At 73.6% G+C, this 18,915-nt stretch carries 19 protein-coding genes; 4 read left to right on the forward strand and 15 right to left on the reverse strand.

The genetic code is table 11. The features are described 5' to 3' along the window. Window positions 1-13: 13 nt before the first annotated feature. The 14 genes from FKD65_RS08750 to FKD65_RS08815 all read right to left on the reverse strand — a co-directional run bounded on the left by FKD65_RS08750 (window position 14) and on the right by FKD65_RS08815 (window position 12,357). Window positions 14-805 (reverse strand): hypothetical protein, encoded by a 792-nt coding sequence (locus FKD65_RS08750; protein ID WP_141576985.1) that lies wholly within the window; start codon window positions 803-805, stop codon window positions 14-16. Between the two features lie 69 nt (window positions 806-874). Next, window positions 875-1,609, reverse strand: a complete 735-nt coding sequence (locus FKD65_RS08755; RefSeq protein WP_240810035.1) for a VIT1/CCC1 transporter family protein — start codon at window positions 1,607-1,609, stop codon at window positions 875-877. A gap of 11 nt (window positions 1,610-1,620) precedes the next feature. Then, window positions 1,621-3,111, reverse strand: coding sequence for a prolipoprotein diacylglyceryl transferase (lgt, locus tag FKD65_RS08760; RefSeq protein WP_141576986.1), 1,491 nt, complete (start codon window positions 3,109-3,111; stop codon window positions 1,621-1,623). Between the two features lie 67 nt (window positions 3,112-3,178). Further along, window positions 3,179-4,003, reverse strand: coding sequence for a thioredoxin domain-containing protein (locus tag FKD65_RS08765; RefSeq protein ID WP_141576987.1), 825 nt, complete (start codon window positions 4,001-4,003; stop codon window positions 3,179-3,181). 154 nt (window positions 4,004-4,157) lie between these two features. Then, a complete protein-coding gene (locus FKD65_RS08770; RefSeq protein ID WP_141576988.1) occupies window positions 4,158-4,934 on the reverse strand; it encodes a thioredoxin domain-containing protein in 777 nt (258 codons plus the stop codon). Window positions 4,935-4,993: 59 nt separating this feature from the next. Then, window positions 4,994-5,485 carry a vitamin K epoxide reductase family protein gene (locus tag FKD65_RS08775; RefSeq protein WP_240810036.1) on the reverse strand — a complete coding sequence of 164 codons (492 nt, stop codon included), beginning with the start codon at window positions 5,483-5,485 and terminating at the stop codon, window positions 4,994-4,996. Between the two features lie 173 nt (window positions 5,486-5,658). Continuing rightward, window positions 5,659-6,471 carry a tryptophan synthase subunit alpha gene (trpA, locus tag FKD65_RS08780; protein WP_141576990.1) on the reverse strand — a complete coding sequence of 271 codons (813 nt, stop codon included), beginning with the start codon at window positions 6,469-6,471 and terminating at the stop codon, window positions 5,659-5,661. Then, window positions 6,468-7,700, reverse strand: coding sequence for a tryptophan synthase subunit beta (trpB, locus tag FKD65_RS08785; protein ID WP_141576991.1), 1,233 nt, complete (start codon window positions 7,698-7,700; stop codon window positions 6,468-6,470). Before trpB ends, trpA begins: the two co-directional genes overlap by 4 nt. A gap of 110 nt (window positions 7,701-7,810) precedes the next feature. After that, on the reverse strand, window positions 7,811-8,617 hold the full coding sequence (gene trpC, locus FKD65_RS08790; RefSeq protein WP_141576992.1) for an indole-3-glycerol phosphate synthase TrpC: 807 nt from the start codon (window positions 8,615-8,617) through the stop codon (window positions 7,811-7,813). Between the two features lie 112 nt (window positions 8,618-8,729). Next, window positions 8,730-9,158, reverse strand: a complete 429-nt coding sequence (locus tag FKD65_RS08795) for a DUF2752 domain-containing protein (protein WP_240810037.1) — start codon at window positions 9,156-9,158, stop codon at window positions 8,730-8,732. A 10-nt stretch (window positions 9,159-9,168) separates the two neighbouring features. Then, on the reverse strand, window positions 9,169-9,834 hold the full coding sequence (locus FKD65_RS08800; RefSeq protein WP_141576993.1) for a response regulator transcription factor: 666 nt from the start codon (window positions 9,832-9,834) through the stop codon (window positions 9,169-9,171). Continuing rightward, window positions 9,831-10,751 (reverse strand): Trp biosynthesis-associated membrane protein, encoded by a 921-nt coding sequence (locus tag FKD65_RS08805; protein ID WP_368367233.1) that lies wholly within the window; start codon window positions 10,749-10,751, stop codon window positions 9,831-9,833. The genes FKD65_RS08800 and FKD65_RS08805 overlap by 4 nt, the downstream gene beginning before the upstream one ends. 432 nt (window positions 10,752-11,183) lie before the next feature. Beyond that, a complete protein-coding gene (locus tag FKD65_RS08810) occupies window positions 11,184-11,390 on the reverse strand; it encodes a cold-shock protein (protein ID WP_018657218.1) in 207 nt (68 codons plus the stop codon). Window positions 11,391-11,637: 247 nt separating this feature from the next. Continuing rightward, window positions 11,638-12,357: a TIGR03085 family metal-binding protein gene (locus FKD65_RS08815; protein WP_141576995.1), complete on the reverse strand. Its 720-nt coding sequence runs from the start codon at window positions 12,355-12,357 to the stop codon at window positions 11,638-11,640. A gap of 186 nt (window positions 12,358-12,543) precedes the next feature. Here FKD65_RS08815 and FKD65_RS08820 point away from each other — a divergent pair, with 186 nt between their 5' ends. The 4 genes from FKD65_RS08820 (at window position 12,544) to FKD65_RS08835 (ending at window position 18,130) form a co-directional block, all read left to right on the forward strand. Next, window positions 12,544-14,361 (forward strand): ABC transporter ATP-binding protein, encoded by a 1,818-nt coding sequence (locus tag FKD65_RS08820; RefSeq protein WP_240810307.1) that lies wholly within the window; start codon window positions 12,544-12,546, stop codon window positions 14,359-14,361. Beyond that, window positions 14,358-16,175, forward strand: coding sequence for an ABC transporter ATP-binding protein (locus FKD65_RS08825; protein WP_141576997.1), 1,818 nt, complete (start codon window positions 14,358-14,360; stop codon window positions 16,173-16,175). Before FKD65_RS08820 ends, FKD65_RS08825 begins: the two co-directional genes overlap by 4 nt. A gap of 81 nt (window positions 16,176-16,256) precedes the next feature. Next, window positions 16,257-17,513 carry a hypothetical protein gene (locus tag FKD65_RS08830; protein WP_240810038.1) on the forward strand — a complete coding sequence of 419 codons (1,257 nt, stop codon included), beginning with the start codon at window positions 16,257-16,259 and terminating at the stop codon, window positions 17,511-17,513. 137 nt (window positions 17,514-17,650) lie between these two features. After that, window positions 17,651-18,130 carry a hypothetical protein gene (locus tag FKD65_RS08835; protein ID WP_240810039.1) on the forward strand — a complete coding sequence of 160 codons (480 nt, stop codon included), beginning with the start codon at window positions 17,651-17,653 and terminating at the stop codon, window positions 18,128-18,130. A gap of 7 nt (window positions 18,131-18,137) precedes the next feature. Here FKD65_RS08835 and FKD65_RS08840 read toward each other — a convergent pair whose 3' ends face one another. After that, window positions 18,138-18,812, reverse strand: a complete 675-nt coding sequence (locus tag FKD65_RS08840) for a 1-hydroxy-2-methyl-2-butenyl 4-diphosphate reductase (protein ID WP_168220990.1) — start codon at window positions 18,810-18,812, stop codon at window positions 18,138-18,140. Window positions 18,813-18,915: the final 103 nt, after the last annotated feature.

An 18,915-nucleotide genomic window follows, 5' to 3' on the forward strand; every position in this document is an offset into this window, starting at 1 on the left:
GCCCCCGGACGGCTCACTGCCCGGTCTTCCCGCCGGAGACCAGGTCGAGGCGCCCGTACAGGAAGTCGGCGGCGTTCTCGATGACCAGGCTCACATCGATCATCTCGTTGAGCGAGGCGGGCTGCGCTCCCCCGGCCCGCGCCACCCAGGTGACCACGGCGTAGTGGCCGTAGGTCTTGGTGTAGGCGGCGGTGAACCCGGGCCCGAACGCGGGGACGCCCTTCGGCTGCAGCGGGGACACCCAGCCCGCGTTGGTCGCCGGCTCCAGGTCGCGGAGGACCTGCTGGACGCCCTCCTGGCTCACCAGGTTGATCACCGCGAACTGGCCGACGTACTTCTTGTCCTCGCTGACGTAGGCGGCGCGGGCGATCTGGCTGCACTGGAACTTGGCGAGGTCGCCCTGCAGGCGGCCACCCCAGGTGGCCCCCTTGCAGTCGGAGCTCAGCTGGGACTCGGCCAGCGTGAACGCGTACTTGCCCGACTTCAGGGTCTTGGCGGAGAACGCCTCGCCCTCGGTGATCGGGCGGGTGTCGCTCGACCTGGAGGCGAGCTTGGCGAAGCCCTCGCCCAGGTAGTCCGGCGCGTAGGCGGTCGGCATCGACTGCTTCTGCGGCTTCGCCTCGTCGCCGCCGCCGGTCAGCAGGACCACGGCGACGACCGCCACGATCACCGCGACCAGCGCGGCGGCCGCGCCGAACAGCAGCTTCGGACTGGGGAGCTTGCGGCCGGAGTCGTCCGACGGCCAGAAGTCCCGCCGGCGGCCCTCGGCGGCCTCCGCGGAACCGGTGTCACGAGCCTCGATCACAGCCCCGGAGCTTAGCGGTCCGGGGCGCCCCCGCGCGCCCAAAAGGTTGTTTCGCCCAGATTCCTTGGGCTACAGCCCGTTACTACCGATCAGCGCGCCGAACCCGTAGGTGATGACCGCCGCGGCGGCGCCGAACAGCAGCTGCCGCGTCCCGCCGAACCACCACGCGCGGGCCGTGATCCGCGACACCAGGGCCCCGGCGCCGAAGAGCCCGAGCGCCGCGAGGCCCGCCGCCGGCCACAGGCTGGTGGCGCCCAGCAGGTACGGCAGCACCGGCAGCAGCGCGCCGACCGCGAACGACAGGAAGGACGAGCCGGCCGCCAGGACGGGCGAGGGCAGGTCGCCGGGCGTCACCCCGAGCTCCTCCCGGGCGTGCACCTCCAGCGCCTCGTCGGGGTCGCGGGACAGCTGCCGCGCGACCTCGGCGGCGGTCTCGGGATCGACGCCGCGCGCCTCGAAGACCTCGGCCAGCTCCCGCTGCTCGGCCGCCGGGTGGCGGGCGAGCTCCAGCCGCTCCACCTCGATCTCCGCCTCCGCCAGCTCCGACTGGGAGGCGACCGAGATGTACTCCCCCGCCGCCATCGAGAACGCGCCCGCGGCCAGGCCCGCGAGGCCCGCCAGCAGCACGACCTTCTGGGTGGCCTGGCCGCCCGCGACCCCGGCGATCAGGGCGAAGTTGGAGACCAGCCCGTCCATCGCGCCGAACACCGCGGGCCGCAGCCAGCCGCCGGTGACGTCCCGGTGCTGGTGGTGCTGCTCCGGCCGCACGCCGTGCTTCCCGGCCTTCTCGCCTGCGTCGGACACCGTCGCCCTGCCTACTTCCCGTCCTTGACGGGCTCCCCCTTCTCCACGCGATCGTGGCCGGCGGCACCGTCGGCATCATTGTCCTCGGCCGCCTCCGCGGCCTCGGCGGCGGGGGCGTCGCCGCCGTCCACGGCCTCGGGGCCGCTCTCCGGCGCGCTCTCCGCCTCCGGCTCCACCGCGCCGGCGCCCTTCGTCTCGGGCGCGGGATCCTCCTGCGCGGCCCCGGCCTCCGGCTCGGGCGTCTCGACGATCTCCGCCTCCGCACCGTCCGCCGCGGGCTCCCCGACCCCCGGCTCCGGGGCCTCCGCGGTCCCGTCCTGAGCGTCCTCGCCCAGCGCGGGCTCGTCCTGGACCGCCTCGTCCTGAGCGGCTCCGTCCAGCACGGGTTCGGCCTGCGCGGGCTCGTCCAGCACGGGCTCGGCCTGCGCGGGCTCGGCCTGCGCGGGCTCGGCCTGCGCGGGCTCGGCCTGCGCCGAGGGCTCCACGGCCGGTACCTCGTCGGTGGCCTTCGCGTTCTCGGCGATCGCGTCCTCGACCGCCGGCTTCTCGATGACCCGGACGTTCTTCTGCGCGTCCTTCTGCGCGTCGTCCTCCGCGCCGCCCCGCGCCTCAGAGGTCTCCGCGGCGGGCGCGGCGGGCGCCGCGGCGGCGGTGGCCGGGGCGCCGACGTTCTCGGGGCCGGTGCGGCCGCGGGCCAGGTACAGGTAGGCGACCGCGCCGAGGAAGATGACGATGGACGTCCAGTCGTTCAGCCGCAGCCCGAGGATGTGGTGGGCGTCGTCGATGCGCAGCGCCTCGATCCAGCCGCGCCCGACGGTGTAGGCGGCGACGTAGAGGGCGAACGCGCGGCCGTGCGTGAGCTTGTAGCGGCGGTCGGCCCAGATCACCAGGACCGCGACGCCGACGCACCACAGCGACTCGTACAGGAACGTCGGGTGGTAGGTCGCGACGTCGGCGTACTTCGGGTCGAGGCCCGGTCCGCCGTCCAGCATCGGACGGTGGTTCTCGTCGATCTTCAGGGCCCAGAAGGTGTCCAGCGGGCGGCCGTAGAGCTCCTGGTTCCAGTAGTTGCCCCAGCGTCCGATCGCCTGCGCGAGCGCGATGCCGGGCGCCACCGCGTCGCCGAGCGCCAGTACCGAGATCCCGCGCCGGCGGCAGCCGATGACCGCGCCGAGCGCGCCGAGCGCGACGGCGCCCCAGATGCCGAGGCCGCCCTTCCAGATCTCCAGCGCCCGAAGCGGCTCGCCGTTCTCCCCGAAGTAGCGCTGGTAGTCGGTGATCACGTGGTACAGGCGTCCGCCGACGAGGCCGAACGGCACCGCCCATACGGCCACGTCGATGATCACGCCGGGCGTGCCGCCCTTGGCGGCCCAGCGGCGCTCGCCCAGCCAGACCGCGACGACGATGCCGAGGATGATCATGATGGCGTAGGCGCGCAGCGGCACGGGGCCGAGGTGCCAGACGCCCTGCGAGGGACTCGGTATGTAGGCGACCGGGTGCATGACCGTTGACGTTACCGCCTCCGGGGCGCGGCGCGCGCCCTCTCTAGGACCGCGACGAGATCGTCATCTAAGCCGTGCCCGCCGCCTCGCCGCCGGCCGTGGCACTGGACTGCGTGCTCCCCGGCGCGGGCGACCCGCCACCGGCGTCGGCGACGGCCTTCCTGAGGTCGTCCGGCGAGGCCAACACGTCACCCGCGACCTTCTTGCCGTTCAGCGCGAGGTACGGGGTCGCGTCGATGCCCGCCCTGCCCGCCTGGGCGCTCGCCTGGTCCACCGTCTTGATCTTCTGGTTCCCGCGGACGCAGCCGGCGAAGGAGGGGGCGGTGACGCCGAGCTGCTCGGCCCAGCCGATCAGGTCCTGGTCGGCGAAGCCCGTCCTGCCCTCGGGCGGCTGCTCGGCGTAGAGCTTGTCGTGGTACCTGACCCAGTGGTCGGCGGGCATGCAGGCGGCGGCGTTCGCCGCCCGCCGGGAGTTGGCCATGAGCGGGTCCTGCTGGAAGAGCTGGAACGGCCTGTAGACGACCTTGAGCCTGCCCTGCGCGGCGAGCTGCTTCATGGTCGCGCCGATCCGCTCCTCCATGGCCTTGCAGGCGGGGCACTGGAAGTCCTCCCAGACGTCGAGGACCGGCGAGGCGACGCCCGGCTGCGCCATCGCCACGGAGCCGTCGCGCTGTCGGGTGGCGGGCGCCAGCGCGCCCTTGTAGGAGTTCTCCAGGGGCTTCTTGCCGTCGCGGGTGAGCGCGACGACGGCCACCACGACCGCGACCGCCGCCACGGCGAGAGCGCCGAGGACGACGAGCATCAGCCTCTGGCGCCGCTGCCGGGCCGCGGCCCGGCTCCGTTCGTCCGCCAGCCGCTCGCGCGCGGACGGTTCCCTGCCCTGCTCGCTCATCGATCCCCCGATCGCCACGCTGCGTGTTGGTCAGCGTCTACGAGAGTAGCGGGCGGGGAGCCGCCGGGCGGTGAGAAAGCGCGACGCCGCGCCGTCCCGGAAGGGGCGGCGCGGCGTCGCGCTCGGGTGTCTCAGGCGTCCCGGACGCGGCCGGTCACTTGTTGCCGGCGGCCGCGGAGTCGATCGTGGCCCGCAGGGCGGCGGGGTTCATGAACTGCGACGCGTCGAGCTGCTTGCCGTCCAGGAAGACGGTCGGCGTGCCCTGGACGCCGCGGTCCTGCAGGGCGTACTTGGTCATCGCGTCGACCGTGGACTTCTTCTGCTCGTCCCGCACGCACTTCTCGAAGTTCGCGTCGGTGACGCCGACGTCCTTGCCCCACTTGACGAGGTCGTCGGGCGAGAAGCCCTTCTCTCCCTCGTTGGGCTGGAACTTGAAGAGCGCGTCGTGGTAGGAGACCCACTGGCCGGCGGGGACGCACAGCGCGGCCTCGGCCGCGCGCAGCGAGTTGATGCGGACGGGGTCCTTCTGCTGGCCGAACAGGTGGAAGGGCCGGTAGACGACCTTGACCTTGCCCTGCTGGGCGAGGTCCTGGATGGTCTTGCCGGTGGACTGCTCGAACTGCTTGCAGATCGGGCACTGGAAGTCCTCGAAGACCTCCAGCTGCGGCTTGCTGACCCCGGACTGCGCCATCAGGATGGACCCGTCGGCCTGGCGGCTGACGGGGGCGAGCGCGCCCTTGTGGACCTCGGCCCGGCCGTTCTTGTTCTTCTGGTCGATGATGAGGACGGCTCCGACCACGATCACCGCCACGGCCACCACCGACCCGAGGACGATGGCGAGCAGCCGCCGCTGCTTCTCCCGCGCCGCCTGCCGCTTGCGCTCTGCGGCCAGGCGCTCCCTCGCGGACCGCTCTCGTGCGGCCTTGCTCATTGGTTCTCCTATGCGTGCGGAACCGCGCCGGCACCGTGCGGCGCGCTACGACGGCGAGACTAGTCGACCTGGCCGACCCGCCGGAATTCGTCGGCCAGGACGAGGAGGAACAGCAGGACGGTGATGACGTGGACACCGGTGCACCACAGGCAGATCTTGTGCAGGATCGCCAGCTCGACGGTCACCAGGTAGACCACGAACAGCACGCCCACCGACACGGACGCGACCCGTCCCCAGCGCAGCGGCGGCCAGGTCGACCGCAGCGCCCACGGCGTCAGCAGCGCGGCGAACGCGATGAAGAACGCGAGGCCGAACAGCGGCATCGGGACGCCCGCCAGGGTGGAGTACTCGCTCGTGGTGACGGCGTGGCAGTCCACCGTCCGGGACGCGGAGCACACGAGGGCGCCCTCGTCGTAGTGCGAGATCGTCAGGTAGACGGAGATGCCGAGGCCGGCGAGGGTCAGCACCCACGCCGCGGCCTGGAGCCACACGGGGGGCAGCGGCTGCCCCGCGGCCCCCGCCCGGCTCTTCGCCGTCATCTCTTGCGTCATCGTCATCCTCCCGCGACCGCCTGTGCCGGCGGTCACACCCTATTGGAGAGCGGCTGCGCCACAAGCCTTCAACTACGGCGGGACCGCCCCGAGTTCCCGCGACGTGCGGCGGCGTCCGCGCGGGGCCGGGTTTTCGCCGGTCCCGCGCGGACGCCGGGGGCCGTCCGCAATGATCAGCGGTGGTGCCGGACGCCCGCGGCGAGCTCCTCGGTGAGCGCCCGGACGCCGGCGAGGCCGGAGGCGAGGTCGGGCGCGTCCAGCAGGCGGCGGATGAACGCCGACCCGACGATCACGCCGTCGGCGAACCCGGCGACCTCGGCGGCCTGGGCGCCGGTGCCGACGCCGAGGCCGAGGCCGACCGGCAGGGCCCGGCCGGCCTTGTCCAGGACGGCGCGGGTCCGCTCCACCAGGCGCGGGGCGCCGGTGTCGAGGGCGGAGCGGGCGCCGGTGACGCCCATCAGCGAGGCCGCGTAGACGAAGCCGCGGCACGCCCCGGTGATCGTCTCGATGCGCTCGTCGGTGGAGCTGAGCGCGACGAGGAACACCCGGTCGAGGCCGTGGGCGTCCGAGGCCTCCAGCCACTCCCCGCCCTCCTCGGGCGTGAGGTCGGGGGTGATCAGGCCGGCTCCGCCCGCGGACGCGAGGTCGCGGGCGAACCGGTCGACGCCGTAGCGGTCGACGGGGTTCCAGTACGTCATGACGAGGGTGGGGACGCCGGTGGCGGCGACGGCCTCGACCGTGCGGAAGACGTCGGCGAGGCGGACCCCGCCCACGAGCGCCCGGTGGACGGCGTCCTGGATGGTGGGGCCGTCCATCATCGGGTCGGTGTAGGGCAGGCCGATCTCGATGACGTCGCAGCCCGCGTCCACCATGGTCCGGGCCGCCTCGACGGCGCCCTCGTAGGTGGGGAAGCCCGCGGGCAGGTAGCCGACGAGGGCGGCGCGCCCGTCGGCCTTGGCCTTGTCGTAGGCGGTCTGGACGGTCACGCGTTCTCTCCTTCGGGCATCAGGCCGAAGAAGGCGGCGGCCGTGTGCATGTCCTTGTCGCCCCGTCCGGACAGGCAGACGACGATCGTGGCGTCGGGGCCCAGTTCCTTGCCGACCTTGAGCGCGCCGGCGAGCGCGTGCGCGGACTCGATCGCCGGGATGATGCCCTCGGTGCGGCACAGCAGCGCGAACGCGTCCATCGCCTCGGCGTCGGTGATCTCGCGGTACTCGGCGCGGCCGGTGTCGTGCAGCCAGGAGTGCTCGGGGCCGACGCCGGGGTAGTCGAGCCCGGCGGAGATCGAGTGGGTCTCCAGGGTCTGGCCGTCGTCGTCCTGCAGCAGGTAGGTCCGCATGCCGTGGATGACGCCGAGGGAGCCGCCGACGAGGGTCGCGGCGTGCTTGCCGCTGGCGACGCCGTCGCCGCCCGCCTCGAAGCCGTACAGCCGGACGGACTCGTCGCCGACGAAGGCGTGGAAGGTGCCGATCGCGTTGGAGCCGCCGCCGACGCAGGCGACGACCGCGTCCGGCAGGGCGCCGGTCATCTCCACGCACTGCCGCCGGGCCTCGACGCCGATGACGCGCTGGAAGTCGCGGACCATCAGCGGGAACGGGTGCGGGCCCATCACCGAGCCGATGCAGTAGTGGGTGTCGTCGACGGTGGCGACCCAGTCGCGGAACGCCTCGTTGCAGGCGTCCTTGAGGGTGCGGCTGCCGGTCCGCACGGGGACCACCTCGGCGCCGAGCATCCGCATCCGGGCGACGTTGAGGGCCTGCCGCTCGGTGTCGACCTCGCCCATGTAGACGGTGCAGCTCAGGCCGAGCAGCGCCGCGGCCGTGGCGGTGGCGACGCCGTGCTGGCCGGCGCCGGTCTCGGCGATCACGCGGCCCTTGCCCATCCGCTTGGTGAGCAGCGCCTGGCCGAGCACGTTGTTGATCTTGTGTGAGCCGGTGTGGTTGAGGTCCTCGCGCTTGAGCAGCACCCGGGCGCCCGCGTGCTCGGAGAAGCGCGCGGCCTCCGTCAGCAGGCTGGGGCGGCCCGCGTAGTTGGCGAGCAGGTCCTCCAGCTCGGCGTTGAAGGCGGGGTCGTTCTTGGCGGTCTCGAACTCGCGGGCGAGCTCGTCCAGGGCCGCCATCAGGGCCTCCGGCGCGAACCGCCCGCCGAAGCGGCCGAAGTGGCCCGTGGCGTCGGGCAGGGCTCCAGCACCGCGCGAGGCGGTGTCCATGGTCATGAGAAAACGCGTCCTGTCGTGGGAGAGGCGGGTGATCGGATCTCTGGGGTCCTGGATCAGCCCCGCCATCGCTCCCGGAGCGGTTCGACCTGCATGTCCGTAGCCTATCTTCAGCCGCTCTGGCGCAGCGCCGGGTGTGCCCCCGCGGCGACGAGGTCGGCGACGGCGGCGCGCGGGTCCTTGCCGATCACGAGGCTCTCCCCCACCAGCACCGCGTCGGCGCCGCTGGAGGCGTAGGCCAGCAGGTCGTGCGGGCCCCGCACCCCGGACTCGGCGACCTTCACGACGTCCTTGGGGATGAGCGGCGCCACCCGGGCGAACACGCCGCGGTCGACCTGCAGGGTGCGCAGGTCGCGGGCGTTCACGCCGATGACCTTGGCGCCCGCGTCCACCGCGCGGGCGGCCTCCTCCTCGGTGTGGACCTCGACGAGCGGGACCAGCCCGATCGACTCGGCGCGCTCGACCAGCGAGACGAGGGCGTCCTGGTCCAGGGCGGCGACGATCAGCAGCGCCATGTCGGCGCCCGCGGCCCGCGCCTCCCACAACTGGTAGGAGGTGACGATGAAGTCCTTGCGCAGGAGGGCGACGTCGACGTTGGCGCGGACCTCGGCGAGGTCGGCGAGGCTGCCGCCGAACCGGCGCCGCTCGGTCAGCACGCTGATCACCTTGGCGCCGCCGGCCTCGTAGTCGCGGGCGAGCGCGGCGGGGTCGGCGATGGCGGCGAGCGCGCCCTTGGACGGGCTGCTGCGCTTGACCTCGGCGATGACCGAGACGCCCTGCCCGCGCAGCGCGCCGAGCGCGTCCCTGGGGGCCGGGGCCTTCGCGGCCCGCTCCTTGAGGGCGTCGAGCGGGACCTCGCGCTGCCTGTCGGCGAGATCGGCCCGGACGCCGTCGATGATCTCGTCCAAAACGCTCAAGGTCGCAGGCCCCCTATTTCAGGTCGTTCCGTGCACCGATCGTAGCCGCCCCCTCCGACGCCCCCCGCACCCGGGAGGGCCGTCCGGGCTCCCCCTGGCCGGGCCGCGCGCGTCAGGGGGCGAGCACGTGCGCGAACGGCAGGTTGCGCACGATCCAGTAGACGATGAGAAGGCCGGCGAACGAATACGCGACGGCCGGCTGCAACAGGGCGGACCGCATCGGCAGCCCTTGCGCGCTCCTGACCGCCCACCGCACGTACAGGTACCCGAACACCGGGAGCATGACGAAGAGCAGCGGGTTGAGCCCGAAGGCGACGCCGACCCGCCCGTGCGCCAGCGCGTAGACGAGCCGCGTCATCCCGCACCCCGGGCAGTAGAACCCGGTCAGCCCGAGGAAGGGACACCCGGGGTAATGCCCGGGCTCATTGGGATCCGCCCCGAACGTCACGACCAGGACCCCGGCCACGACCCCACCGAGCACCGCCGCGTGCGGCGCCAGCGCCCGCAAACCCATCTTCCCGGGCACGGATACGTGAGTCACGACGTCCACCTTAAGCATCCAGCACGTAGCCGACGCCGCGCACCGTCCTGATGGGGCTGCCGTCCCCGAGTTTGGCCCGCAGCTGCGCGACGTGGACGTCGACGGTGCGGCTCCCGGCGCCGGCTCCCGGCCCCCACGCGGCGTCGAGGAGCTGGTCGCGGGTGAAGACGCGGCCGGGGTTGGCCATCAGGAACTCGAGGAGGTCGAACTCGGTGACGGTGAGCGCGACGCGGCGCTCCCCGACGAGGGCGGCGCGGTCGCTCTGGTCGAGCGCGATCCGCCCGGCGCGCAGAGGCCCGGGCGCTTCGGCGGGACCACCGGCGCGCAGCGCCTCGGCGACCGCCGCGACAAGGACACGAGGCCCGAAGGGCCGCTCGACGCGGTACTCGCCGAAGGCATGCGCACCAGCAGCGTCAAGAGGGCCGCTGAGTGCGACGACAGGAGCGCCCCGGGCGGCCTCGACGACCCGCCTGTACAGCTCGGCGGGAACAGCGCACGTGGACAGATCCAGGACGACGACGTCGGGCCGGCAGCGCAGGACGGCCGCGGGCGCCCGCGCGGGGTCGGCCTCGATCTCGACGTCGAAGCCCTCTCGGACGAGGTAGCGGCGCTCCAACTCGGCGACGGCGGGGTCGTGCTCGACCACGAGCACGACCCCGCCACCGTCGGTGCTCACGACCGCTCGTGCGCGGTCGGGTCCTCGCCGCGGTCGAGCGACTTCCACATGGCGGACGGGTCGTCCTCCGCCACCCGGCGCGGCGCCGCGCGCTCATAGCGGCCGGACATGCCGGGCCAGCGCGCGGAACGCACGGCGATGACCATTCCGGAGACCACGAGCACGACCCCGCCGGCGACCGACACCAGCCACCAAAGATTGACGTCCACCAAGGGATCCGCACCGAGCCGCAGCAGAGCGCTCTTCTCACCAGCGGCCGCCAGCACACTGGACCGCTGCACGGCCACCGTGGACGCGTAGGCGACACCAACCCCGAAAAGGGCGATGAGCACCCCCACACCAGCCCGAACGCGCCCCCGCGTGGCCAGCAGCGCCGCAAGCCCGGCAAGCCCGGCCCACCCAAGGGCCCCAGGCGCACCCCCAAGGTCGCCCCCGGTCAGGTGCAACGTGAACGGCGTGATGGACCCTTGCGCCTTGACCGTGGCCCAGCCCCGCCCAGCGGCAAGCAGAACAAGCCCGGCCCCCGCAGCGCACAACACCGCCGCCAGCCCACGCTCACGCCCAGGCGTCACAACGAGCCCCGTTCCCCACCATCGGACGTTCCCACGGACATGGCCCGAGTTTATTGCAGCCCCCCGCCCCGCACCGACCGCGCCCCCAAGGGCCACCAGCCCAAAGACAACCCCGCACCGAACACGACCCCCGAGACCGCACAACCCAGACCGTGAGCCCAAGCTCCGCCACCCACTACCCGCGAAGCCAAGGACCACCGCCCCAAAGCCCGCACCCAGCACCCCTGCCGAGCCCAAGACCGCCAGGCCCGAAGCCCCCATGCACGAACCACAAAGCCAAGGGCCCCCGGGCCCAAAGGCAAGCCCCCCACCACAGACGCCCGGCCCAGAGCCAAAGACACCCATGCACCAACCGCAAAGCCAAGGGCCGCCAGGCCCGAAGGCAAGCCCCGCACCCAACAAGCCCCAGGGACCCCCATGCACAAACCGCGAAGCCAAGGGCCGCCAGGCCCAAAGGCAAGCCCCGCAGCAGACGCGAGGCCCAGGGCCGCCAGGCCCGAAGGCCGCCCCGCCCGGGAGGGGCGCACCTACCTCAGCCGGTGCCGCAACCCCGCAACAACAGGAAGATCGGCGATCGCGTCCAAAGGCAGGTTCGAGCGAAGCAAGAACCTGATCGCGAAGCGAGCCGCAAGGCGAGACGAAGCGATGCCAGCGATCGCCAGCGTTTATCGACGATGGAGGGCCGCCAGGCCCGAAGGAGGAGAAAAACGCAATTAAACAGAGCCCGCCTCCCCCTGGCGGTGGGGGGCGGGCTCTGCCACGTACGGCTGGCGGGCGTTACAGGGGGACGACCTGGTCGGCCTGCGGGCCACGGTTACCCTGCGTGACCTCGAACTGGACGCGCTGGTTCTCGTCCAGGGTGCGGTACCCGGAGCTCTGGATGGCCGAGTAGTGCACGAAGACGTCCGGCCCGCCGCCGTCCACGGCGATGAAGCCGAAGCCCTTCTCGGCGTTGAACCACTTCACGGTGCCCTGCTGGGGCATGTCTTTCTCCTTGCGGCAAAACCTGGGCCCACACCTCGCGGGCCCGTGCGGTCGCTGCGGAACGCTCTCGCCCCCGGTACGGTCCCGGAAAAGCCAAAACGCCCGCTGCCATCAGTTCGCGGGCGCCTGAACGATCGAGAACCACGACTGCAACCGACCGCCCCACCGTATCACCGGTTCCACGTAAAGCGGAGGAGCGGCATCACTTGCGTTTCTCCTCTCGGCGAACCGTGCCGTTACCTGCCCGTTAAAGACTCCAACCCGTCTCGGTCAGGGTCTTGACAGCGTCCGTGGCGCCGGTGAGGCGGACCCTCGCGACGTCCCTGCGGCCCAGTGCCCACAGGACCAGCTCGCCTACCGGGCCGTGCACGCGCACGGCGCCGCGGCCGCCGCCCGACACCCGGGCGGCCCGCCCGTCAGGCTGGACGAACGTTACCTCGACCTGAACTTTTCGTAGGACAAAGCGGGCAATTCTTATCCTGCGCCAGAGAAGTTCTTCGAGTTCCGGCGAGATGTCCCTGGGCTCCCAGTCGGGACGGGCGCGCCGGACGTCCTCATGGTGAACAAAGAACTCGACGGCGTTGGCGTTTTTGTCGACTCCGGGAAGGGCGTAGGGCGAGAACTTCGGCGGTCCCTGCGCGAACCGTTCCACCAGCCGCTCGAACGGGACGGCGCGGGCCGTCCGCCGCCGCACCCGCTCGGTGTAGAACGACAGCGGGGGCAGCAGGATCCCGGGCGCCGCGTCGGGGCGCCCCTCGCGGACGACCAGATGGGCGGCCAGGTCGCGGGCGGTCCAGCCCGCGCACTCGGTGGCCGCGTCCGGCCCCGCCTCGGCCAGCGCGGCGGCCAGCAGCAGCCGTTCGCGGCGGACCGGGCCGGGGTCCGCCGGGCCGGAGGCGTCCTGCTGAGGGGCGGGAACGTCCTGCTTCCGGGCGGACGGCGCGGAGCGGTCCTCGGGCGTGCTCATCGACCGATCGTAGGCCGTGGCGGGGCGGCCGGGAATAAGCGCCCCGGCCGGATGGTAGGCACTATCCAGCCCCGCAAACCCCCCGCCGCGGTCCCACGGGGGCCAGTTCCCGGGCGCCGCCGTGATCGAGGAGTCGCCGTGCCACCTGCGTCCAGACGCGTCAGCCCCCATGTCCTCAGGGAGGGCATGGGCGTCCTGTGGGTGGCGGTGAGGGCCGAGCCGCGGGTGTTCGCGCTGTCGGTGCTCGCGAGCGCGCTGTACGCGGCGATGACCGTGGGCACCGCGCAGGTCCTCGGCTGGGCGACCGGCCACGTGGTGCTGCCCGCGTTCGAGTCCGGGCGCACGACCGCCGGGGCGCTGGCCGGGGCCGCCGCCCTCATCCTGGCCGTGGCGCTGCTCAAGGCCCTCGGCGTCGCGGGGCGCCGGTTCTACGCGGGGCTCATGCAGTACCGCCTGCAGGCGTCCTACCGGCGCTCGGTGACCCGGCAGTACCTGCGGCTTCCGCTGGCGTGGCACCACCGGCACCCGACCGGGCAGCTGCTGTCGAACGCCAACGCCGACGTCGAGGCGGTGTGGGCGCCGATCGCGCCGCTGCCGATGGCCGTCGGCGTGGTGTTCATGCTGCTGATCGCCGCGGTGTCGATCCTGTTCACCGACGTGGTCGTGGCGGGGGTCGGGTTCCTGGTGTTCCCGGCGGTCGCCCTCATCAACGTGGTGTACCAGCGGCGGCTGTCCCCGGTGGCGACCCGCGCGCAGCAGCTGCGCGCGGAGGTCAGCGAGGTCGCGCACGAGAGCTTCGAGGGCGGCCTGGTGGTCAAGACCCTCGGCCGGGAGTCGGCGGAGACCGAGCGGTTCGCCGAGCGCGCGCGGGAGCTGCGGGACGCCAACATCGCGGTCGGCCGCATCCGCGGACTGTTCGACCCGGTGCTGGAGGCGCTGCCGAACCTCGGGGTGCTGGCCGTCCTGCTGATCGGGTCGGTGCGGCTGGACTCGGGCGCGATGTCGCCGGGCGACCTGGTGAACGTGGCCTACCTGTTCACGCTGCTGTCGTGGCCGATCCGGGCGCTGGGGTGGGTGCTCGGCGAGGTGCCGCGCAGCGTCGTCGGATGGAGGCGTGTCCGCGGCGTGCTGGACGCGACCGGGTCCCTGCCGTTCGGCGACGCCTCGCTGGACCGTTCCGGGGGCGCGGCGACCGAGCTCCAGGTCCGGGAGGTGAGGTTCGCCTACGAGACATCAGGCGGAGAAGGGGCGGGCGGAGAGGGCGCGCGGCGCCGCGTCCTGCACGACGTCTCGTTCGCCGCCGCGCCCGGCCGGACGATCGCGGTCGTCGGGCCGACGGGGTCGGGCAAGTCGACGCTCACCTCGCTGCTGGTCCGGCTGGTCGACCCCGCGGACGGTTCGGTCCTGCTGGACGGCGTCGACCTGAGGGACGTGAGGCGCGGCGGGGTCGCGGCGACGGCGGCGCTCGTCCCGCAGCAGACGTTCCTGTTCGACGACACCGTGCGCGGCAACGTGACGCTCGGCCTCGACGTCCCGGACGAGCGGGTCTGGGAGGCGCTGCGCCTCGCCCAGGCCGAGGGGTTCGTCGCGGCGCTCGCGGACGGGCTCGACACGAGGGTCGGCGAGCGGGGGGCGACGCTGTCGGGCGGCCAGCGCCAGCGGCTGGCGCTGGCGCGGGCGCTGGTGCGCCGGCCCCGGCTGCTCGTCCTGGACGACGCGACGTCCAGCGTCGACCCGCAGGTCGAGGCGCGCATCCTGCACAGCCTGCGGGAGGCGCAGTCGGAGGAGGCCGGCGGCGCGACCGTCGTGGTCGTCGCCTACCGCAAGGCCACGATCGCGCTGGCCGACGAGGTCGTCTACATGGAGCACGGCCGCGTCGTCGCGCGCGGCTCCCACGCGGAACTGCTGGAGAGCTCGGAGGGCTACCGCAACCTCGTCAACGCCTACGAGCGGGCGGAGGCCGAGCAGGAAGCGGTCGAGGGCGGCGAGGAGGCCCTGGCATGACGACGGTGACCGACACGGCGGCCTCGAAGCCGAGCGCGCCGGGACTGAGCGACACCGCCGCGGAGGGCGCGCTCAGCACGCTGCGGCGCGGGCTGCGGCTGAGCCCGGAGTTCCGGGCCGGCCTGGCCGGGACGCTGGCGCTCGCACTGGTGTCGACGGCCGGGCGGGTGGTGGTGCCCGTCGCCGTCCAGCAGACGATCGACAAGGGCCTCGGCCGCCCGGACGGCCCCGACCTGGCCTTCATCCGGACGGCGGTGCTGCTGTGCGCGGCGGCCGTCCTGGTGACGGCCGTGTGCGCGTACCTGATGAACGTGCGCCTGTACAGGACGTCCGAGGGCGGCCTGGCGTCGCTGCGGGTGCGGGCGTTCCGGCACGTCCACGACCTGTCGATGCTCACCCAGAGCGGGGAGCGGCGGGGCGCGCTGGTGTCGCGGGTGACCGGCGACGTCGACCAGATCAGCCAGTTCATGCAGTCGGGCGGGCTGATGTTCATCGTCTCGATCGGGCAGCTGGTCGTGGCGAGCGTGCTGATGGTCGTCTACTCGTGGCCGCTGGCGCTGCTGGTGTGGGCGGCGTTCGTGCCGCTGGCGTTCGCGCTGCGCCGCTTCCAGCGGATCCTGTCGAAGGCGTACATGGGGGTCCGGGAGCGGATGGGCGACCTGCTGGCGGCGGTCAGCGAGTCGGTCGTGGGCGCCCCGGTGATCCGCGCCTACGCCTCGGAGGAGCGCACCGGCCGGCGGGTGGACGAGACCGTGGAGTCCTACCGGTCGGCGCAGACCCGGGCGCAGGCGATGGTCGCGCTCACGTTCCCGGTCAGCGAGCTGGTGGCGGCGCTCGCCACCGCCGCCGTCGTGATCGCCGGGACGCTGCTCGGCGTCGCCGGGGAGCTGTCGGCCGGGCGGCTGGTCGCGTTCCTGTTCCTGGTCACGCTGTTCGTCAGCCCGATGCAGACCGCCACCGAGGTCCTGAACGAGGCGCAGAACGCGATCGCGGGCTGGCGGCGTGTGCTCGGCGTGCTGGACACCGTCCCGGACGTCGCCGACCCGGGCGAGAAGGGCGAGGCGCTGCCGCGCGGCCCCATCGAGGTGAGGTTCGAGTCGGTGGGCTTCGCCTACCCGGGCGGGCCGCCCGTCCTGCACGACGTGAGCGTCGGCATCGCGCCGCGCAGCCGCGTCGCGATCGTCGGGCAGACCGGGTCGGGCAAGACGACGTTCGCCAAGCTCCTCACCCGGCTGATGGACCCGGTGTCCGGCCGGGTCCTCGTGGACGGCGTGCCGCTCGACCGCGTCCGGTTCTCGTCGCTGCGCGAGCGGATCGTCATGGTGCCGCAGGACGGGTTCCTGTTCGACGCCTCGCTCGCCGACAACATCCGTTACGGGCGGCCTGACGCGTCCGACGGCGACCTCGTCCTCGCGCTGACCGAGCTGGGCCTCGCCGACTGGCTGGACGGCCTGCCGCAGGGCCTCGCCACGCCCGTCGGCCAGCGCGGGGAGTCGCTGTCGGCGGGCGAGCGCCAGCTCGTCGCGCTGGCCCGCGCCTACATCGCCGACCCGGACCTGCTCGTCCTGGACGAGGCGACCTCCGCGGTGGACCCGGCGACCGAGGTCCGGCTCCAGCGGGCGCTGGACGGGGTGACGCGGGGCCGGACGGCGATCTCGATCGCGCACCGGCTGTCCACGGCCGAGGCGGCGGACGAGGTGATCGTCTTCGAGGCGGGGCGGATCGTCCAGCGCGGACCGCACACCGAACTCGTCGCCGAGCCCGGCGTCTACGCCGATCTGCACGCCTCCTGGATCGCCCAGCGGAGCCTGTGACAGGTTCCACAGGGCTGCTTCCTGGGTAAACGCGGGCTAAAGCACTTGCCCGATATCTGGTTGGGTGCGCATTCTGCTGGGGTGAGCAACGAGGTCGTGTTGGAATCGGCGGGCACGCTGCACGGTCAGCTGCAGCGGGGACTCGGAAGGGCCGCGCGCCGCGCGGCGGACACGCGCGGCGCGGGCGAGTACGTGTACGCCTGCGTCCGGCGTGATCCACGCTGGGATCGGCAGTGCGAGTCGCGGCGGCTCTACTACGCCCGGTTGATGGTGGATCTCGAGCTGCCCGCCGGGCCGGTCGCGGAGCACCTGTTCGATCCGTCCGACCACACCGACCCCGACGAGTGGCGGGTCGACCTGGCGCTGGGCGTGCTGGCCGACCTGGTGCGGCTGAGCCGGCGGGAGGCCGCCGCGCCGCTGCGCCGGTACGCCGAGGAGGGCGCGCAGTGGTTCGACGCGGTCGCCGAGCTCATCGACCTCGGGGACCCCTCGCTCGCGGCGGGCCTGGACTCCCTGGTCGCGGCGCGGTGCGACGACGCCGACCTGGCGCTGCTGGTCCCGGGCCGGTACAACCCGGTGATCGAGGCGTGGGCGGCGCGGCAGCCGCGGGTGGCCGAGGCGCTGGCGCGGCAGCGGGAGGCGGGCCGGGCGGCTCGCCGCGCGATGGTCCCCGCCTCCGGCCGGGAGGAGCAGAGCGAGGCCGAGCTGCTGGACCTCGCGCGGCGCCGCGGCGAGGGCGCCATAGCGGCGATATTCGAGCTGGGGCGCCGCCGGACGCTCGCGCTGCTGGACCTCGCGGAGGAACTGCTGCCCCAGCGGCCGAGCAGGTTCGGCGGGGCGGTGTGCCGGGCGCTGCGGGAGTACGGGCCGGAGACGCTGCCGCGGGCGCGGATGTGGGCCGCGGAGCGGGGCGGGTGCGCCGACATGGGGCTGCGCATCCTCGCCCGCTACGGGACCCGCCAGGACATCCCGCTGCTGATGGACGAGCTGAACGGCGCCGTCGCCCGGCGCGACTGGGCGGACGCCGCGAGCCCGATCGAGGGGCTGGGGCGGCTGCGCGCGGGCGAGGCCGTCCCGCTGTTGAAGACCGCTTGGACCGAGTCCACCTACGCCTATCTGAGACCCCGCATCCTGACCGCGTTGACGAGAACCGCCCCGCACACCGCCGAGTCCTACACCGCCGAGGGGCTGTGGGACTGCGAGGAGGGCGTCCGGGCCGAGGCCGCCCGGACCGCGCCGCTGACCCGCGAGACGTCGCTGCGGCTGCGGCGGCTCCAGCACGACGAGGCCGAGGACCCCGGCGTCCGCGCCGCCGCCGGCGCCCGCCTGATGACCTGACCCCGCCTGGTGGCGGCCTGGACCGCATGGCGGCCTGAGCCCGGATGAACCTTCCCGGGGCGGGGCGCGTATTGCTCCCTCGAATCGCGTGTTTCAACCCCGGCGAATCGCGCGTCTCACCCTGGAGAGGAAGAGCGATGGGTTCCCGACACCCCCTCGGCCTGATGAAGCTCGGCCTGACGAGGCTCCGCCCGAGCAGGCCCGGCCTCGTGAAGGCGCTGCCGCTGTGCGCCGCCGCGCTGGCGCTGCCGCTGGCGGCCGGCTGCTCGGCGAAGTCCGACGCGTCGGGCGGCGGCAAGGAGGCCAAGCCGGCGAGCCTGGCCGAGCTGGCGCAGCAGACGGACTGCTCCCTGACCGGCAAGCGCAAGGTCAAGGATCTGGAGCAGGGGAACTGCAAGACCTCCCGGGGACGCTACGTCCTGCTCAGCTTCACCTCCGACACCGGCATGAACGCCTGGCTGGCCGAGGCCAAGCCCTGGGGCGGGACGTACCTGGTGGGGGCCCGCTGGGTCGCGGTCAGCCAGCAGCAGACCCTGGAGTCGCTGCGCGGGGAGCTCGGCGGGAAGATCGTCCAGGGCGACAACCACGGGCCGGACCACGGCTCGGGGCACGGCTGAGCCGCGGTCAGGCCCGCCCGGCCGCGCTTCCCTCGCTCGTGCCCTCCTCGCCCCGCACGAGCAGCACGCTCCAGCGCTCCAGGGCGGGGCCGATCCGGGCCAGGACGCGCCGTCCCGCCAGCCCGCGCCGGACGATGCCCGGGTGCCGCAGCGGGTGCCCCGGGCCGTCGACCACGACGCGGACGGCGGCGACCGGCAGCGTCCCGGCGCGCTCGGCGACGACCGCCGACTCCATGTCGGCCAGCCGCGCCCCCTGCGCCGCCAGCAGCGCGCGCTCCGCGCCGCGGACGACGTGGCCGGTGGTCACCAGGGGGCCGACCTGGGCGCTCAGACCGTCCCGGATCAGCTCCTCGGCGAGCAGGCGCGGCGCCGCGCACGGCACCGCCTTCTCGCCCGCGCCGGTGCCGCGGATCTCGTCCGCGACGAGGACGTCCCCGGGCCGCAGCCGCTCGTCGAGCGCGCCGCCGAACCCGGCGACGACGAGGGCGGCGCACGCCGCGGGCAGCCGGTCGGCGCGGCGCGCCCGGTAGCCGACGACCACGACCGGCGTGCGGGTCAGGCCGCGCCGGACCGCGCGCGCCTCGATGCCGAGCGCGGCGCACACCACGGGGCCGAGCATCGGCGCGTCCATCTCGTCCCCGCCCGGCCACCCGGCGGGGTCCGTCCCCCCAGTGAAGTTCACCCGTCCAGCGAAACACGAGGTCATCCGGAGATCCAGCGCCATCACCGCGAGGTGCCACATTCGCGCCGCCCGGATCCGCCTCGCGGAGGGCGCGGGCGGCCGG

Source organism: Actinomadura sp. WMMA1423, from assembly GCF_006547145.1.
GTDB lineage: Bacteria > Actinomycetota > Actinomycetes > Streptosporangiales > Streptosporangiaceae > Spirillospora.

Excerpts from the sequence above, each read along its gene's own strand:
- trpB (WP_141576991.1), bottom strand. The coding sequence starts at position 7,700 with ATGACCATGGACACCGCCTCGCGCGGTGCTGGAGCCCTGCCCGACGCC.
- FKD65_RS08805 (WP_368367233.1), bottom strand. The coding sequence starts at position 10,751 with ATGGGTGTCTTTGGCTCTGGGCCGGGCGTCTGTGGTGGGGGGCTTGCC.
- FKD65_RS08770 (WP_141576988.1), bottom strand. The coding sequence starts at position 4,934 with ATGAGCAAGGCCGCACGAGAGCGGTCCGCGAGGGAGCGCCTGGCCGCA.
- FKD65_RS08820 (WP_240810307.1), top strand. The coding sequence starts at position 12,544 with ATGGGCGTCCTGTGGGTGGCGGTGAGGGCCGAGCCGCGGGTGTTCGCG.
- FKD65_RS08825 (WP_141576997.1), top strand. The coding sequence starts at position 14,358 with ATGACGACGGTGACCGACACGGCGGCCTCGAAGCCGAGCGCGCCGGGA.
- FKD65_RS08810 (WP_018657218.1), bottom strand. The coding sequence starts at position 11,390 with ATGCCCCAGCAGGGCACCGTGAAGTGGTTCAACGCCGAGAAGGGCTTC.
- lgt (WP_141576986.1), bottom strand. The coding sequence starts at position 3,111 with ATGCACCCGGTCGCCTACATACCGAGTCCCTCGCAGGGCGTCTGGCAC.
- FKD65_RS08835 (WP_240810039.1), top strand. The coding sequence starts at position 17,651 with ATGGGTTCCCGACACCCCCTCGGCCTGATGAAGCTCGGCCTGACGAGG.
- FKD65_RS08815 (WP_141576995.1), bottom strand. The coding sequence starts at position 12,357 with ATGAGCACGCCCGAGGACCGCTCCGCGCCGTCCGCCCGGAAGCAGGAC.
- FKD65_RS08765 (WP_141576987.1), bottom strand. The coding sequence starts at position 4,003 with ATGAGCGAGCAGGGCAGGGAACCGTCCGCGCGCGAGCGGCTGGCGGAC.
- FKD65_RS08775 (WP_240810036.1), bottom strand. The coding sequence starts at position 5,485 with ATGACGCAAGAGATGACGGCGAAGAGCCGGGCGGGGGCCGCGGGGCAG.